We start from the raw sequence: 15,315 nt of genomic DNA on the forward strand, positions 1-15,315 counted from the left end.
ATGAAACAGCCATAATTTTTTTTGTGAAACAACGTTTACGCCTGTATTTAAATGGCATAGTATGGAAAATACGCTGAAAGAAGTGCGCTATTTGTCTAATGAATGGTTTATGTCGCTTCAATATCCAAGTATGATGCATGCGCTTTGAGACATGATAGCGATACAATCATGGCGCAGACAATAGCAAATAGACAACCAACAAGAATAACAGTAATAGACCCTAATAAAATTGAGTGAGTGTATGGAAATCATAGCAATTGCGAATCAAAAAGGCGGCGTGGGTAAAACCACAACGGCGGTAAATTTGACCGCCAGCTTGGCTGCTAAGCACAAGCATGTACTACTGATTGACTTAGACCCACAGGGCAATGCGACCAGTGGCACTGGTGTAGACAAAAATGAGTTGGCGTTGACGATAGCCGATGTGCTACTTGATGGCGTGTCTCTGACCGATGCCATTGTCACAAGCCCAGCAGGATTTGATGTCATTGGTGCCAATCGCGATTTGGCTGGTATGGACATCACTTTGATGAGCAAAACCGATAGTCATGAGCTGTTTAAAACAGCAATGGCTGATTTGGTCAACGATCAAATCACTGCCAAAAAGCCTGCCTATGATTATGTCATCATCGATTGTGCGCCCAGTTTGAATCTACTAACCATTAATGCGTTAGTCGCGACGGATGGCGTCATCATTCCTATGCAATGTGAGTATTATGCATTAGAGGGTCTCGCGGATTTATCACAAACCATCGAGCGTTTGACTGAACTCAATCCCAACCTTTATATTCGCGGTGTTGTGAGAACGTTATTCGATGCACGTAATACATTAGCGCGAGATGTGTCTGCCGAATTGGAGTCACATTTTGGGGATATCATGTACAACACGCATATTCCAAGAAATATTCGCTTGGCAGAAGCGCCAGCACACGGTTTGCCAGTTATTGCGTATGAAAGATGGTCGAAAGGTGCGCGTGCTTACCAAAAATTGGCAGCAGAAGTGATGAAACAAAGTCGCTAATTGCTTTGCTCTTAAGCAAAAGTTGCTGGTCATCAATGAAACCGACCAGTCAGAAGCGAGCATATCCAGCGAGACATCAAAACACTTAACATTGTATTTTTAGTAAGCCGCATGAATCATTATTTGGCTTTTATTTTAGCGTTAGAGGATAGGTAATCATGGCGAAGAAAAGAGGATTGGCTGCCAATCGAGGCTTGGATGCCTTATTAGGGTCAATCAAAAAGGAAAAGCAAATTGCCGCCTCTGCCTTGCAAGACGATATGGCTGCGCGTGACAATACTTTGCCAGTTGAAACGCCAGATACCGTTGCATCAGCTAAAGTAAATAGCACTGAGACTAGCGACGAACCGTCTGCAACGCCAACAGATTCTAAAATCATCAGCTCTGAGACGATGGATACCAGCAATCGTAAAGCGCGCCTGCCACGTACAACGAGCAAAGCGGCCGCCAATAAGTTACGCACTAATGGGGCGGAGACTAACGCTACAGAAGACCAAATCAGTTTGGTACAAATCGATGTGATGCGCTTGCAAGCCGGCAAATATCAACCGCGCCGTGATATGAGTGAAACGGCTCTAGCAGAGTTAGCATCGTCTATTGAGCAGCATGGTGTGATGCAGCCTATCGTGATTCGTCCGCTACTCGCGAATGAGGATAAGAGCGAAGCCTTCGTAACGCACGAAATCATCGCTGGTGAGCGTCGCTGGCGTGCCGCGAAAATGGCTGGCAAGTCGGTAATTCCAGCAATTGAACGTGCTTTATCTGATGAGTTGGCTATTGCACTGGCACTGATTGAGAATATTCAGCGGGAAGATTTGTCTGTGATTGAACAGGCCGCGGCTTTGCAGCGCTTTCATACTGAGTTTGGTATGAGTCATGCCATGATTGCTGAGGTTGTAGGTAAAGCGCGTACGACAGTGTCAAACTTACTACGATTGAACCAGCTGCATGATACGGTAAAAGACCATTTGGCGAACAATACCTTAGATATGGGTCATGCGCGTACACTGTTAGCCTTATCGTCGGAACAGCAGCCAATCATTGCACAAAAAATTATCGATGGTGGAATGACAGTACGCGAAGCTGAAAAATTGGTGAAATCCATTTTACAGCCTGCTCCGAAAGCCAGTCGTGCCGAACAAATCCAATCTCGCGATGCTGAACAATTGACGCAAAGACTCACAGATATGTTAGGCGCTCAAGTGAAGCTCAAGCACAAAAAAGATGGGCAGGGCAGCGTTGAGATTTTCTTCCACAATCAGGATCAGCTGGCAGCGCTCATTAAGCATATAGAGGCGCAGGCTTAAACGTTAAAATAAGCTTGCACAGCATATTCGTATGTCAATCATTTTGGTAACCGCTGTTTTTAGAAAAAATAGAAGAGAGTCACTATGTGGGAGTTGGTGAAAGCAGGTGGTTGGTTAATGACCCCTATTGTTGTGTGCTCGATTTTGGCATTGGTTATTATCATCGAGCGTAGCCATACTTTACAGTTTAACAAGATTGTACCCAGTAGGCTGCGCGAACAGCTGATCACGCGCTTGCGTGAAAACGGTGATATTGGTCGAACACAATTGATGAATGTCAAAGAAAAGACCGCGCTTGGCGATATTCTAGCGACGGGTTTGCTCTATCGCCAGTATGGGTTAGAGTCAATGACGATGCATATGCAGAATCGTGCAAGCGTGCAAATTCATCAATTAGAAAAAAACATCAATATGCTCGGTACCATAGGAGCCATTGCACCACTGCTTGGACTATTGGGTACAGTGTTGGGTATTATCTCTTCATTTTTGGCAATCACCGATGGTGCGATGCAAGATCCGACGATGCTTGCGGCAGGTGTGTCACAAGCATTGATTACTACAGCAGCGGGTATGATTGTCGCAATTCCAGCATTGGTTGCTTATCGTTATTTTCAGCGCCGTATTATTGATATCAACGCGCAATTTGAGACCCAAGCAGGATTGATGATTCAAGAGCTATATGATTATCAATTGCTTGAGAATACTTATGTGACAAGTGTCAAGCAGCCTGATCGGTATGCAGGGGCATATGATCAATTGCATAATGCAGTTCAAGCAGATTAGACCAAAATAAAGTGACGACAGTGGTTCCTTAATATCAGCTTATCATAAGCAAATATGTGAACCATCACCGAACATAGTGCTATTGAGTGAATTAAAGAGAGTGATATGCGCTTTAGAAAACCGACGGTTGAGCCACTTGAGATTAACTTAACCCCAATGATCGACTGCTTGTTGTTTTTAATTGTGTTTTTACTACTGGCAACATCGTTCAATCATTTTAGTCGCTTGAATATCATTCTTCCTGAGGCTGAAGGTGTCGCATTGACAGAGCAAAAAAACAGTATCGAAGTGGCCGTACAAGAAGACGGCAGTTATTTGGTCAATGGTATTACGCTGGCTAGTAGTAATGAAGCGGAATTGACCAGTATGCTACAACAAGAAGCAGGCAGTAATCGTGATATGCTATTTGTCATTGCTGCTGATGCCAATGCCACGCATCAGTCAGTCGTACGAGTAATGGATATCGCTGGTAAGCTTGGATTTTTAAATCTTAATATCAGTACCGTTGTGCCACTTGGGCAATCTTTGCCGCAATAAGGCCTATATTATATAGTCAGTTTTTCTATAAATACCCTTGTAAAGCTGTGTGTTAATCACAGTCCATTCATATGATGATACCCGAATTGAGGCTTTTATGAGCCAAACCTACCAATCTGATTCTGCCAAGACTTCTGCTACTGCTAAGATAACACCAGCAAGTGTGTCTAGGTATGCCACATTATTGCGCCTTTTACGCTATCTGAAACCATACTGGTGGGCATTATTGCTCACAGTTTTGGGGTTTGCCATTAATGCTGGCACTGAGATTTGGATTGCCAAGCTGTTGCAATATATCACTGATGCTATTAATCAAAATGATCAAAGTCAACAGGACTTATTTCCGTTACTGATTATTACATTGTTCTTTGTTCGCGGTGTCGGTAGCTTCTTAGGTAACTATTATTCGGCATTGGTGTCGCGTAATTTGGTTTATGAGCTACGAGTAGAAGTTTTTAATAAGCTGCTACGCTTGCCAAGCTCATTTTATTTGGCCAATCCAGCTGGCACCATCTCGTCCAAATTGATTTTTGATGTTGAGCAGGTAACGGCCGCCAGTACTGACTCTATGAAAACCTTGCTACGTGATGGTTTGACAGTCGTAGGACTGATTGGATTTTTGCTCTATAGCAACTGGCGTTTGACCTTGATCTTGTTTGTCGTGTTACCGCCTATCTTGTGGCTAATTCGTCTGGCTTCCAAACGATATCTCAAGTTGTCTAAAGGTATTCAAGAGACGATGGGCGATGTGAGTCATATCACTAATGAGGTCATCGGCGGCTACCAAGTGGTCAAAAACTATGGTGGGCAGGCTTATGAAGCCAAGCGTTTTGATAAAACTTCAAAAAAGAACCTACGCCAAGGGATGAAGGTCGTTGTTACCAACAGTATTAATACGCCAGCCGTGCAACTATTAATGGCAGTCGCCATGTCAATTGTAGTGTGGCTTGCCTTGCGTCCAGCAGTGATAGACAATATCTCGGCTGGTGCTTTTATCTCTTATATTGCCGCTGCAGGATTACTCAGTAAGCCTGTACGGTCATTGACTGATATCAACCAAAAGCTGCAAAAAGGCATCGCTGCGGGTGAGTCGATATTTGCTTTATTGGATGAACCAGAAGAAGAAGATACTGGTGTGCTGAGTCCTGAACTATCAGGACAGATTCGTCTAGATAATGTTGGTTTGGTTTATCCAGATTCGACCGTAGCCTTGCGTGATTTTACGTTGGATGTACGAGCGGGCGAGACGGTCGCGTTGGTCGGTCGCAGTGGCGCTGGTAAGTCGTCTTTGGTGAATTTGCTGACCCGCACTTTATCGACGACTTCAGGGCAGATTACCTTGGATGGTATGCCTATTGAAGATATTACTTTAGAAAGCTTACGGTCTCAAATTGCGATGGTCAATCAGCAAGTGGTGCTTTTCAATACCACCATATTTAACAACATCGCTTATGGTAGTTTAGCCAATAGAACCCAAGCTGAAGTCGAAAAAGCAGCGAAAGATGCCTTTGCTCATGACTTTATTATAAAAATGCCAAATGGCTATCAAAGCGAAATCGGGGCCGAAGGTTTGCAGCTCTCCGGCGGACAGCGTCAACGCTTATCCATTGCTCGTGCTTTGCTAAAAGATGCGCCTATTTTGATTTTAGATGAAGCCACTAGCGCCCTTGATAACGAATCAGAATACTATATTCAACAAGCACTAGATAACGTGATGAAAGACCGTACGACGTTGGTGATTGCTCATCGTTTGACGACGATTGAATCCGCCGACCGTATCGCTGTCATGGATGGTGGTCAAATAATTGAGCTGGGTACACATGATGAGTTGATACAAAAACAAGGTCATTATGCGCAAATGTATGCTCGAGACTTTACGTAAGTCAATCAGGACATGCGATTAGGCAATAGTTAGGTACAATTCTCGCGCTTAAGCAATGAGAAACATGGGATAAATGGCTAACAATGAGTATTGAGACGACGGTGACGCGCGCGTGGCAACGTCAGGCCACTTGGTTATGGCTGCTGCTGCCTTTAAGCTGGTTGTATGGGCTCATTACAATGATACGTCGGCAGGCTTACAAGAGCGGCGTCTTATCCAGTTATCGTGCCCCTGTTCCTGTGATGGTGATTGGTAATATCAGTGTGGGTGGTAGTGGCAAGACGCCGCTGATTATTACTTTGGTCGATTATTTGCAACAACAAGGGGTTAATGTCGGTGTCATCAGTCGTGGTTATGGCGGGGATACCAGTCAGATGCCAGCATTGGTTAGTAAGAGTAGTCTGCCCAGTGTGGTAGGAGACGAGCCTTGTCTGATTGTGAATACGACAGGGGTGGCGATGGCAGTATGCCCCAACCGTGAGCAAGCAATTACTACGCTATTAAAGGCCTATCCAGATCTACAGTTTATTATTGCGGATGATGGCTTGCAGCATTATGCCCTACAGCGCGATATAGAATGGATTGTCGTAGATGCGGCACGGGGTTTTGGTAATGAGCAGCTGTTACCCACTGGGTTTTTACGTGAGCCAATATCACGGTTAAAAGAGGCGGATGTCATTTATCATGAGAAGGCAATGGATGCATCAAATCATGATAATGCAGACAATGACCAGCATCATGTCAATCGCCTGACCATGCATCTAGAAGCGGATAGTATGCAGCGCTTATGGCAATCCTCCTTTGACAGTCAAATGAGTAGGGATATGCCTGAAAAAGGTAGTCCAGTACATGCAGTCAGCGGTATTGGTTATCCGCAGCGTTTTTTTGATACGCTAGATTCGCTTGGGTACAACGTCATTGGGCATCCGTATCCTGATCATTATGCCTTTAGCTTAGCTGAGCTGGCTGAATACAGTGATTATCCGATTGTTGTAACCACGAAAGATGCAGTAAAAATAAGAGCACTATTATTAGAATATACGGCACAGCAAGCGTTAACGGGCGACTATGAAAAGCTTGCAAATAATTTATGGGTATTACCAGTCACTGCTGTATTGTCCAACAACTGTTACTCGCATCTGAATCAACAGTTGAGTCAATTAGGTATCACTACGCAAAACGATCAAGCCAACAGCCATATGAACGAATAAAATAGTACAAAAAACAATGGCTGATATTTCAAACCATACAAACTCTATAGGAATAAACCATGTCATTCGCTGCTGCGCCTGCCAAAACTCACATTGTCATTCCTGCTCGTTTTAAAAGTACAAGGTTGCCTGGTAAGCCACTATTAACCATTCACGGTAAGCCAATGATTCTTTGGGTCGCCGAAAAGGCAAAAGCGGCAGATTTTGCAGATGATATGTGTGTTGCGACTGATGATGAGCGTATCGCTCAGGTGTGTATAGAAGCGGGCTTTGATGTGGTCATGACCAGTAGCGAGCATGTGTCGGGCACAGATCGCCTAGCAGAAGTGGCAGCTATTAAAGGCTGGGCAGATCATGACATTGTGGTCAACATGCAAGGTGATGAGCCTCTTGTGCCGCCGTTGTTGCTGGAGCAAGTAAAGGCACTTTTGGTCGCCGACAACGATAGCGTGATGGCAACCCTATGTGAACCTATAGAGGATTATGAGACTTTTCATCGCCCATCTGTGGTAAAAGTGGTCAGTCAGCAGTCCAATAACAGTCAGCGTGCGCTGTACTTTAGCCGAGCACCGATTCCTTGTGACCGTGATGTGGTTTTGTCTAACACAACCGATCATAAAGCCCCAAAAAACGCCTATCGTCATTTAGGTCTATACGCTTATCGCGTCAGTCTATTGCAGCAGTTTGTACATTGGCCACAAACACCACTTGAGAGCCTTGAAAGCTTAGAGCAGTTACGTATTTTAGAAAACGGTGGGCACATTGCTATTGCATCAGCAGCATGTCAGCTGCCAGCTGGTGTTGATACGCAAGAAGACTTGGCGCGCTTAAATGCGATGAGCTTAGCCGATTTTCAAAACCCTATTGCAAAATAATCATGAATAACCTGATGAAAAACACAGGCATCGTCGATGCCACAGAGAATATTTATTTTGCGCCGTTGTTGCCGTGGCAAGAGGCTTTGTGGTCGCAGTTGACAACGCGAGTGCAATCACAACAGCCTTTGCCTCATGCGCTACTTGCCGCAGGAATGCAAGGCATGGGTAAACGTGCTTTTGTATGGCGACTGATTGCTTGGTTATTGTGCCGCGAACGCGCAACGCACCCAGCAGGAGCCTGTGCAAAATGTGAGAGCTGTCAATGGCTCAGATCAGGCACGCATCCAAGCTTGCAAGTATTACCTATTGTTCGTATGCCAAGTAGTACAGAGTCTACGGATAATACAGAAAAGTCGAATAGCAAAACAAAAGACAAAAAAGCATCCCAATCCAACAGCGCGCTTAAAATTAAAATAGATGACATTCGTGCCTTACAGCCTTTTATTTATCAAGGGGGTCAAGGCATACGTATCTGTGTGTTAGATCAAGCTGAGCAAATGACCATTGCGGCTGCTAACGCATTACTTAAGACGCTGGAGGAACCACAGTCGCAGGTTCATTTGTTTTTGATCAGCGATACGCCCGCGCAGTTACTGCCCACTATCAAAAGCCGTGTCCAGCAGTTACCGTTACAAACAATTGATACTACAGTTGCTGTCGATTACGTTACCCATGCATTGGGTCATACTATCAATCGTGAGGCTGTGAGTACTGCTGCGATTGAACAACTTATCCAACTGGCAAATGGCGCGCCACTCGCAGCAATAGCCATGGCGCAAGCGCCATGGTACAGTAAACGAAGCTTATGGCTAACGACGTGGCAAGCATTGCGTAGCGGTAAGCGCAGTAGTGTGGCGGCGAGTGATTACTGGCAAAATCAGTTAAGTATTGTAGAATTTATGCAATTGTCTGAGATGATGTTACTTGATATACGCCGTGTCCGTCTCGGTCTTCAAGAGCTACAAAAAGACGTCAATCTATCAAACGTTTTAGAGTCGTATCAACCAACGGATAGTGGCTTAGAGGCATTTGCCAGTAGTCTACAACAGACCAAAATTGCACTACAACAAAATGTGCAAGAAAAATTTGCCTATGATAAGCTGATGCAAGAATTGGCGTATTTATAAAATTGCATGGTAGCCACTAGAGACAGTTTGGGCATTTGTTACTATTATGCTGTATGTATCACTAAGTAATATGTCGCTAAGTAGTCATATAAAAAATCTAACTTATAAAGGAAGCTGACGATGGCAATGCCAGGACGCGGCGGGATTTTAACCTGCCATATTGAAAATATTGAAACGTTATATGCCAGCTACTTATCCTTTGTGAGTAACGGGGCATTATTTGTGCCTTCTAATCAACCGCAAAAACTGGGTAATGAAGTATTCATTGCCATCACCCTACCAAACTCAAGTGAGCGATTGCCTATGAATGGCAAAGTGGTTTGGGTAAATGCTAAAACACAAGGTGGGCGTCCAGCAGGTTTTGCCGTACAAATTGGGACAGACATCGCAGGTCAACGAATCAAAAATGAAGTTGAGCGCCTCCTTGCTGGTAAAATAGAAGGCTTGCAATCTACTTATACGATGTAATGTTGAAAGATAACAGAGCGCTGTTTGTTAAATACAGTATTTGTGAAATATATTAAATTTTGAATACGCGTAAAAAAAACAGCCTTACCATTTTATAAGGCTGTTTTTTTATGCATCATAAGATGTTAGTAGCGAGGCGGCACATACATATCATCTGGAATCGGTTCACGATAGTACTCATCATCACGCTTGCGATCAGGTAGCTCAATCTCTTCACGCGGCACTTCCTTATAGGGGATTTGCTCAAGTAAGTGTGCAATACAGTTTAGCCGAGCGCGCTTCTTGTTATTGCCTTCAACCACCCACCATGGTGCCTCAGGGATATGAGTACGCTCAAACATGGTTTCTTTTGCTTTGGTATAATCTTCCCAACGTCGCCGTGATTGCAAGTCCATTGGTGAGAGTTTCCACTGTTTAAGAGGATCATGAATACGGCTCATAAAGCGTGAGTGTTGCTCATCGTCAGTGATTGAAAACCAATACTTGACCAAGCGAATGCCTGATCGTACTAGCATACGTTCAAATTCGGGTACGGACTGAAAAAATTCTTCGTATTGAGCATCGCTACAAAACCCCATGACCCTTTCAACACCGCCGCGGTTGTACCAACTGCGATCAAATAAAACAATCTCACCTGCTGCTGGCAAGTGTGCCACATAACGCTGAAAATACCATTGGGTTTGCTCACGTTCAGTAGGGGCAGGTAGGGCAGCTACTCGGCACACACGAGGGTTTAGGCGCTGGGTAATACGCTTAATCGCGCCACCTTTGCCAGCAGAGTCTCGACCTTCAAATATCACTACGATACGCTCACCGCGATCGACGACCCAATCTTGTAACTTGATAAGTTCTCGCTGTAGCCGTACCAATTCTTGAAAATACGTGCGACGGTTTAGCTTTTCTTTTTCACTCATTTCAATACCATCAAAACGAAAGTCACGTATATAATCATCTATCTCGTTTTCAAGCTCTTCGTCATAATTGTCGATCAAATCTTCATGCATCTTACGACGCAATTCATCGTTAAAGACTTCTTTATCCATGCGCTCAACAAAATTTTCTTGCTCACGCACGCTAAGCTCATTACGTTCTTGCGGTGTTAAAAATTTTGGGTCAATGGCTGAAGGTATATTACCCATCAAAAGCTCCTGATAAATATTGTTATAGTTTTTATTAATTGCGCGTCTTACTTTAGCATATTTAACAATAAAGATTATGACTTGACCCTGCTTTCTCATTGTATTTTCACGGATTTTGTTACTGAGTGTATGACGCTTCTAAAGTAGCATAGATGCAAGGATAATCACCTATAGTTGTACCCGTAGATTTTATGGTAAGGACACTTTTCATTCAAAAGGCAAAAATAATGACAAAAACTGTCTGTCTAAATAGGAACTTTTTATCGCATCCTGAGTCTGGATTGATACATCTAGGCACAAAAAAACATCCTCTAATCAGCAGATTAAAGGATGTCTTAATATTTTGAAAAGCGTGATCGATTAATTAGTAAATGACAGATTTACTTTTCTAAGATGCAAGTCACACCTTGACCGCCAGCTGCACAAATAGAGATAAGCGCGCGGCCAGATCCTTTTTGATCCAGCAATTTTGCCGCAGTGGCTAAAATACGAGCGCCAGTGGCAGCAAATGGATGACCTGCTGCTAATGATGACCCATTTACATTGAGTTTGTTGCGATCGATAGCGCCAAGTGGCGCGTCAAGACCTAAGCGCTCTTCACAGAATTTCTGGTCTTCCCAAGCCGCAAGTGTCGACAATACTTGTGAAGCAAATGCTTCGTGAATCTCATAAAAATCAAAATCTTGCAGTGTCAAGCCAGCGCGCTCAAGCATACGCGGTACTGCATACGCTGGTGCCATGAGTAAGCCTTCAGTAGTACCAGACTTACCAATGAAATCAACGGCGGCTGTTTCTTGGTGTACGATATAAGCGAGTGGTTTTAGATTGTGCTCTTTCGCCCACTCATCAGTACCCAATAAGACACAAGACGCACCATCAGTTAATGGCGTAGAGTTGGCTGCTGTCATTGTCGGGTTGGCATTCTTTTTACCAAATACAGGTTTTAGTTTGCCCAGTTTTTCTAAAGTTGTGTCTGGACGCAAGTTGTTATCACGCGTCAAACCCTTATATGGCGTGATTAAGTCATCAAAAAAGCCTTCATCATAAGCGCGGGCAAGGTTTTTGTGACTGTTAAAAGCGAGCTCATCTTGTGCTTCGCGGCTGATATTCCATTCAAGTGTGGTGATGGCTTGATGCTCACCCATTGACAGTCCTGTGCGCGGCTCACCATTTTGTGGCGAATCAATCAAGTCTTTTGGGTTTAAACCCATCAAGGCTTTTAGACGTTGTTTATTGTCTTTTGCCGCTCCTAACTTAATGAGGACTTTACGTAAACCATCGCCAATGGCAATAGGTGCGTCGGAGGTCGTATCAACGCCGCCTGTGATGGCTGAGTCAATCAGACCCAAGGCAATCTTATTGGCAGACGCGAAAGTCGCTTGTAAGCCCGTACCGCAAGCTTGTGAAATGTCGTAAGTTGGGGTATGCGGACTGAGCGCTGTATTCAATGTGGCTTCACGAGTAAGATTGATATCGCGGCTCAACTTCATGACAGCGCCAGACACCACTTCACCCAATACTTCATCTTGTAGATTATAGCGCTCGATCAAACCGTCTAAAGCAGCCGTTAGCATGTCTGTATTGCTCACATCAGCGTATGAACCGTTTGAGCGTGCAAATGGGATACGATTACCACCTAAAATAGCCACTCGATTCTGACCTGAGGCCATTCCAGATTTGCGGCTTTTGGTCGCTACTGGCTTTGATTTTTTGTCATCACTTGCTTTTACAACAGTGCTTTCTACCACAGGACTATCAGGGTGATTGTTTTTATTACTCATTGCATTATCCTTAAAAGAGAAAATTTATTTAAAATAAAATACGGTTTAATCAGCAAAATAACAATAAGCAACTATTATTATTTATTACATGATACAGCTGTTTATGATAAGGCGTTTTTATCGCCTTACTGTATATCTTTGGCAAACAAAACTAAGCGGTGGCAAATTTGGTTGGTGCTTAAGACAAACATCTCTTAGACTGATGAGTATATATCGCCAGCATTGCATCACAGCGTCTTTGATAATATATTGTTATTTGTTTTTTAATTATACATAACTTATAGACCTGATTTTAGCATGATGTCATATCTTTGATGCTAGGAAAAGTAGCGTACTTGTATACTAGCTTGTTTACAGATTGTTGTAGACAGTCGCGATTTTTGGACTTGTCTATGATGAGAGTGTATAGTTAAGACGATTTAAGAGCCATTTATTCAATATCGATAATTATAAAAGCAGAGCGCCTACAGCATTAGGTAATTTGTATTTTTCATTCATTATTCTTTAACCACTACTTATAGGATTATATTATGTCAGACCGTTACGGTGATTTTGTTCAGTCTTCTATTGGCAAAAAAGTTGCAAAGAACTTGGGCTTGCCTTTACCAGTCACACTTGACCGTTTTGAGAGTGGTGAGCGTTTGGTTCGCGGTAGTGTTCTGGTGGGCCGCGCCAATGGTGACGACAAAAGTGTCAGTGAATCCGTTGCACGCATCTTGTCGGATGTGCATGCTGAAGTGTTCGTCAATAGTCATGACGATATCAAAGACGCGTTGGCAGATGCGAGCATAGAGGCGAAAGCCAATACAGGCGGTGAAGATAAATTTAAAGTATTGTTGTTTGATGCCAGTAATATTCGCAATTCTGACGACCTCAAGCAAGTGTATGAGTTCTTTCATACCGTTGCACGCCGCGTAGAGACGTCAGGCCGAGTAATTGTGATCGGTCGTCCACCTGAGCAAATTACAGATATTGACGCGGCTTTGGCTCAGCGTGCGCTAGAAGGTTTTGTCAAATCGGTTGGTAAAGAGTTCAAACGTGGCGTAACCGCACAGCTTATTTATGTAGAAGAAGGCGCTGAAAAGAATCTGGATTCAACGCTACGCTTCTTTACTTCAGCACGCTCATCTTATGTGTCAGGTCAAGTAGTGCGTGTTGGCAAGGGTGATTCGGTTGAGGTTGATTGGACCCAGCCACTGGGCGGAAAAACCATGTTAGTGACTGGTGCCAGTCGCGGTATTGGTGAAGCGATTGCTCGTGTGTTGGCACGTGAAGGCGCTCATGTTATTTGCCTAGATGTACCGCAGCAACAAGGTGACTTGCAAAAAGTGGCAAGTGAAATCAGTGGTTCTATTCTAACCGTTGATATCACCAGTGAAGATGCAGGCGCACAAATCGCAGACGCCGCACAGAAACGTGGGGGCTTGGATTCAATCATTCATAATGCTGGTGTGACTCGTGATAAGACGCTTGCAAAAATGGATGAGAAAAAATGGGATATGGTCATCGATATCAATTTAGGTAGTGTGGCCAAGCTCAATCGTTACCTATTAGACAACGATGTCTTAAAAGAAAACGCACGTATTGTTTGCGTGTCATCAATCTCAGGTATTGCTGGCAATATGGGTCAGACCAACTATGCGACTTCTAAAGCGGGTGTTATTGGTTTGGTTGATGCGACTGCCAAGCAGTTGGAAAACAATGCAAAAGGCATGACCATCAATGCAGTGGCGCCAGGATTTATCGAAACACAAATGACAGAAGCCATTCCATTTGCCATTCGAGAAGCAGGTCGCCGCATGAACTCAATGAGTCAAGGTGGTCTACCAGTAGATGTTGCTGAGACCATTGCATGGTTGGCATCACCTGCTTCTGGTGGCCTAAATGGCAACACGGTACGCGTCTGTGGGCAGAGTCTACTTGGGGCATAGCGCCAGTTTTTATGCAAAGGTAAATGTTATAAATAGATAGGTAAATATCTGATATCACCTATTATTTTTCATTTACCTCACATATGCTTACGAAAAATTGCTAATAAAGCTGCCCAAGGGTGGCTTTTTTATGATAAAAACACAGGAACCATACGCCAGATCGTTTTTTGCTGCAATAGTCGCTTGTACGTTTGACTAAACATAGGACTCTCTACCTGATTATTGATAAGTTTTAGTCAACGTATTCATAGTATCTTTACATGCACACAGAAAATTTGTTCAAGCCCCACTTAGGATTTATTTATGTCAGACAAACATTATGATGCGTTGCCAAAAGCGCATACTACCTACGCCAATATTGTAAAAAGTTTACTGCCTATGGGTAATAGCGGCAAAATTAGTAAAGACCAGCTGCCGCAAGCGACCTATCATGTCGATGATCTGCATATTGATCAAGAAAACTTAAACGATTATCGAAAGATTTGCGGTTTTGCTAACAACGGCAAAGTACCTATTACGTATTTTTCTGTACTGTCTCAAGCATTACAGATGAATATGATGGTCAAAGAACCGTTTCCGTTTGCTATGTTAGGCTTAGTACACGTTGACAATAGCGTCACCCAGTACCGTCCTATCGGCGAGCGCGAAACCGTTGCGCTGTCAGTGGCTTTTGATAACTTACGCGACCATGCTCAAGGTCAACAATTTGACTTTGTGACCACAGTCAAATCAGAAGACGAGGTGATTTGGGAAGGAACGTCGACTTATCTATCACGTAGCAAAAAACCCAGCAGTAGTAAAGATAGAAAGAGTGCACCACGTTCAGCAACGGTTAAGCCAGTAGTTAAAGAGCAGGGCGTACATAGTATCTTCGAAGTACCAGAAGATATTGGTCGTCGCTATGCATTTGTTTCAGGTGACTTTAACCTTATCCATTTACATCCACTGTCAGCTCGTGCTTTTGGTTTTCCAAAAGCGATTGCGCATGGTATGTGGTCAAAGGCCAAATGTCTTGCTATGATGGATGAGTTGCCTGATGCTTGTACCGTTGATGTGTCATTTAAACTGCCGATTTTTTTGCCAGCTGAAGTTGAGCTGATTGCTGATCCCGTCTCACAACTTGAGAATGCAGAAGACACTTGCCAGTTTGGATTGTACAGCTCAAAGAATGACAAGCCGCATTTGGCGGGCATTGTTACTTTAAAAAGTGGTAGCAAATAGCGTACGAAAGCGCTTATCTCATATAGCCA

Annotated in this window: 13 protein-coding genes; 11 read left to right on the forward strand and 2 right to left on the reverse strand. The window is 43.7% G+C overall.

Annotation, left to right across the window (positions count from 1 at the left end; genetic code table 11):
* Positions 1-241 precede the first annotated feature (241 nt).
* The 9 genes from CZ794_RS09435 (at position 242) to CZ794_RS09475 (ending at position 9,214) form a co-directional block, all read left to right on the forward strand.
* A complete protein-coding gene (locus CZ794_RS09435) occupies positions 242-1,021 on the forward strand; it encodes a ParA family protein (RefSeq protein ID WP_087041342.1) in 780 nt (259 codons plus the stop codon).
* A 158-nt stretch (positions 1,022-1,179) separates the two neighbouring features.
* On the forward strand, positions 1,180-2,328 hold the full coding sequence (locus CZ794_RS09440) for a ParB/RepB/Spo0J family partition protein (protein ID WP_087041343.1): 1,149 nt from the start codon (positions 1,180-1,182) through the stop codon (positions 2,326-2,328).
* 84 nt (positions 2,329-2,412) lie between these two features.
* Positions 2,413-3,111 (forward strand): MotA/TolQ/ExbB proton channel family protein, encoded by a 699-nt coding sequence (locus CZ794_RS09445; protein ID WP_087041344.1) that lies wholly within the window; start codon positions 2,413-2,415, stop codon positions 3,109-3,111.
* A gap of 105 nt (positions 3,112-3,216) precedes the next feature.
* The gene (locus CZ794_RS09450; protein ID WP_087041345.1) at positions 3,217-3,648 is read left to right on the forward strand and encodes a biopolymer transporter ExbD; all 432 of its coding nucleotides are present in this window, start codon (positions 3,217-3,219) and stop codon (positions 3,646-3,648) included.
* 97 nt (positions 3,649-3,745) lie between these two features.
* Positions 3,746-5,530 carry a lipid A export permease/ATP-binding protein MsbA gene (gene msbA / locus CZ794_RS09455; RefSeq protein ID WP_087041346.1) on the forward strand — a complete coding sequence of 595 codons (1,785 nt, stop codon included), beginning with the start codon at positions 3,746-3,748 and terminating at the stop codon, positions 5,528-5,530.
* Positions 5,531-5,613: 83 nt separating this feature from the next.
* Positions 5,614-6,741 (forward strand): tetraacyldisaccharide 4'-kinase, encoded by a 1,128-nt coding sequence (lpxK, locus tag CZ794_RS09460; RefSeq protein WP_087041347.1) that lies wholly within the window; start codon positions 5,614-5,616, stop codon positions 6,739-6,741.
* A 59-nt stretch (positions 6,742-6,800) separates the two neighbouring features.
* A complete protein-coding gene (gene kdsB, locus CZ794_RS09465; protein WP_087041348.1) occupies positions 6,801-7,616 on the forward strand; it encodes a 3-deoxy-manno-octulosonate cytidylyltransferase in 816 nt (271 codons plus the stop codon).
* A gap of 2 nt (positions 7,617-7,618) precedes the next feature.
* The gene (locus CZ794_RS09470) at positions 7,619-8,746 is read left to right on the forward strand and encodes a DNA polymerase III subunit delta' (protein ID WP_087041349.1); all 1,128 of its coding nucleotides are present in this window, start codon (positions 7,619-7,621) and stop codon (positions 8,744-8,746) included.
* A gap of 120 nt (positions 8,747-8,866) precedes the next feature.
* The gene (locus CZ794_RS09475; protein WP_087041350.1) at positions 8,867-9,214 is read left to right on the forward strand and encodes a PilZ domain-containing protein; all 348 of its coding nucleotides are present in this window, start codon (positions 8,867-8,869) and stop codon (positions 9,212-9,214) included.
* A 125-nt stretch (positions 9,215-9,339) separates the two neighbouring features.
* Here the strand turns inward: CZ794_RS09475 and ppk2 are convergent, their stop codons facing one another.
* Positions 9,340-10,353 (reverse strand): polyphosphate kinase 2, encoded by a 1,014-nt coding sequence (gene ppk2, locus CZ794_RS09480; protein WP_256958933.1) that lies wholly within the window; start codon positions 10,351-10,353, stop codon positions 9,340-9,342.
* Positions 10,354-10,733: 380 nt separating this feature from the next.
* A complete protein-coding gene (locus tag CZ794_RS09485; protein ID WP_201512090.1) occupies positions 10,734-12,023 on the reverse strand; it encodes an acetyl-CoA C-acetyltransferase in 1,290 nt (429 codons plus the stop codon).
* A 641-nt stretch (positions 12,024-12,664) separates the two neighbouring features.
* Between CZ794_RS09485 and CZ794_RS09490 the strand changes: the two genes are divergently transcribed.
* Together CZ794_RS09490 and CZ794_RS09495 are read left to right on the forward strand one after the other, a co-directional pair.
* On the forward strand, positions 12,665-14,065 hold the full coding sequence (locus tag CZ794_RS09490) for a 3-oxoacyl-ACP reductase (RefSeq protein ID WP_087041352.1): 1,401 nt from the start codon (positions 12,665-12,667) through the stop codon (positions 14,063-14,065).
* Positions 14,066-14,368: 303 nt separating this feature from the next.
* On the forward strand, positions 14,369-15,286 hold the full coding sequence (locus CZ794_RS09495; protein WP_087041353.1) for a MaoC/PaaZ C-terminal domain-containing protein: 918 nt from the start codon (positions 14,369-14,371) through the stop codon (positions 15,284-15,286).
* Positions 15,287-15,315 lie beyond the last annotated feature (29 nt).

The sequence above is a fragment of the Psychrobacter sp. JB385 genome (assembly GCF_900163785.1).
GTDB lineage: Bacteria > Pseudomonadota > Gammaproteobacteria > Pseudomonadales > Moraxellaceae > Psychrobacter.

What these genes read in the sequence shown, in the direction of transcription:
- CZ794_RS09435 (WP_087041342.1), top strand. Translation starts at nt 242, where the DNA reads ATGGAAATCATAGCAATTGCGAATCAAAAAGGCGGCGTGGGTAAAACC.
- CZ794_RS09440 (WP_087041343.1), top strand. Translation starts at nt 1,180, where the DNA reads ATGGCGAAGAAAAGAGGATTGGCTGCCAATCGAGGCTTGGATGCCTTA.
- CZ794_RS09445 (WP_087041344.1), top strand. Translation starts at nt 2,413, where the DNA reads ATGTGGGAGTTGGTGAAAGCAGGTGGTTGGTTAATGACCCCTATTGTT.
- CZ794_RS09450 (WP_087041345.1), top strand. Translation starts at nt 3,217, where the DNA reads ATGCGCTTTAGAAAACCGACGGTTGAGCCACTTGAGATTAACTTAACC.
- msbA (WP_087041346.1), top strand. Translation starts at nt 3,746, where the DNA reads ATGAGCCAAACCTACCAATCTGATTCTGCCAAGACTTCTGCTACTGCT.
- lpxK (WP_087041347.1), top strand. Translation starts at nt 5,614, where the DNA reads ATGAGTATTGAGACGACGGTGACGCGCGCGTGGCAACGTCAGGCCACT.
- kdsB (WP_087041348.1), top strand. Translation starts at nt 6,801, where the DNA reads ATGTCATTCGCTGCTGCGCCTGCCAAAACTCACATTGTCATTCCTGCT.
- CZ794_RS09470 (WP_087041349.1), top strand. Translation starts at nt 7,619, where the DNA reads ATGAATAACCTGATGAAAAACACAGGCATCGTCGATGCCACAGAGAAT.
- CZ794_RS09475 (WP_087041350.1), top strand. Translation starts at nt 8,867, where the DNA reads ATGGCAATGCCAGGACGCGGCGGGATTTTAACCTGCCATATTGAAAAT.
- ppk2 (WP_256958933.1), bottom strand. Translation starts at nt 10,353, where the DNA reads ATGGGTAATATACCTTCAGCCATTGACCCAAAATTTTTAACACCGCAA.
- CZ794_RS09485 (WP_201512090.1), bottom strand. Translation starts at nt 12,023, where the DNA reads ATGGCCTCAGGTCAGAATCGAGTGGCTATTTTAGGTGGTAATCGTATC.
- CZ794_RS09490 (WP_087041352.1), top strand. Translation starts at nt 12,665, where the DNA reads ATGTCAGACCGTTACGGTGATTTTGTTCAGTCTTCTATTGGCAAAAAA.
- CZ794_RS09495 (WP_087041353.1), top strand. Translation starts at nt 14,369, where the DNA reads ATGTCAGACAAACATTATGATGCGTTGCCAAAAGCGCATACTACCTAC.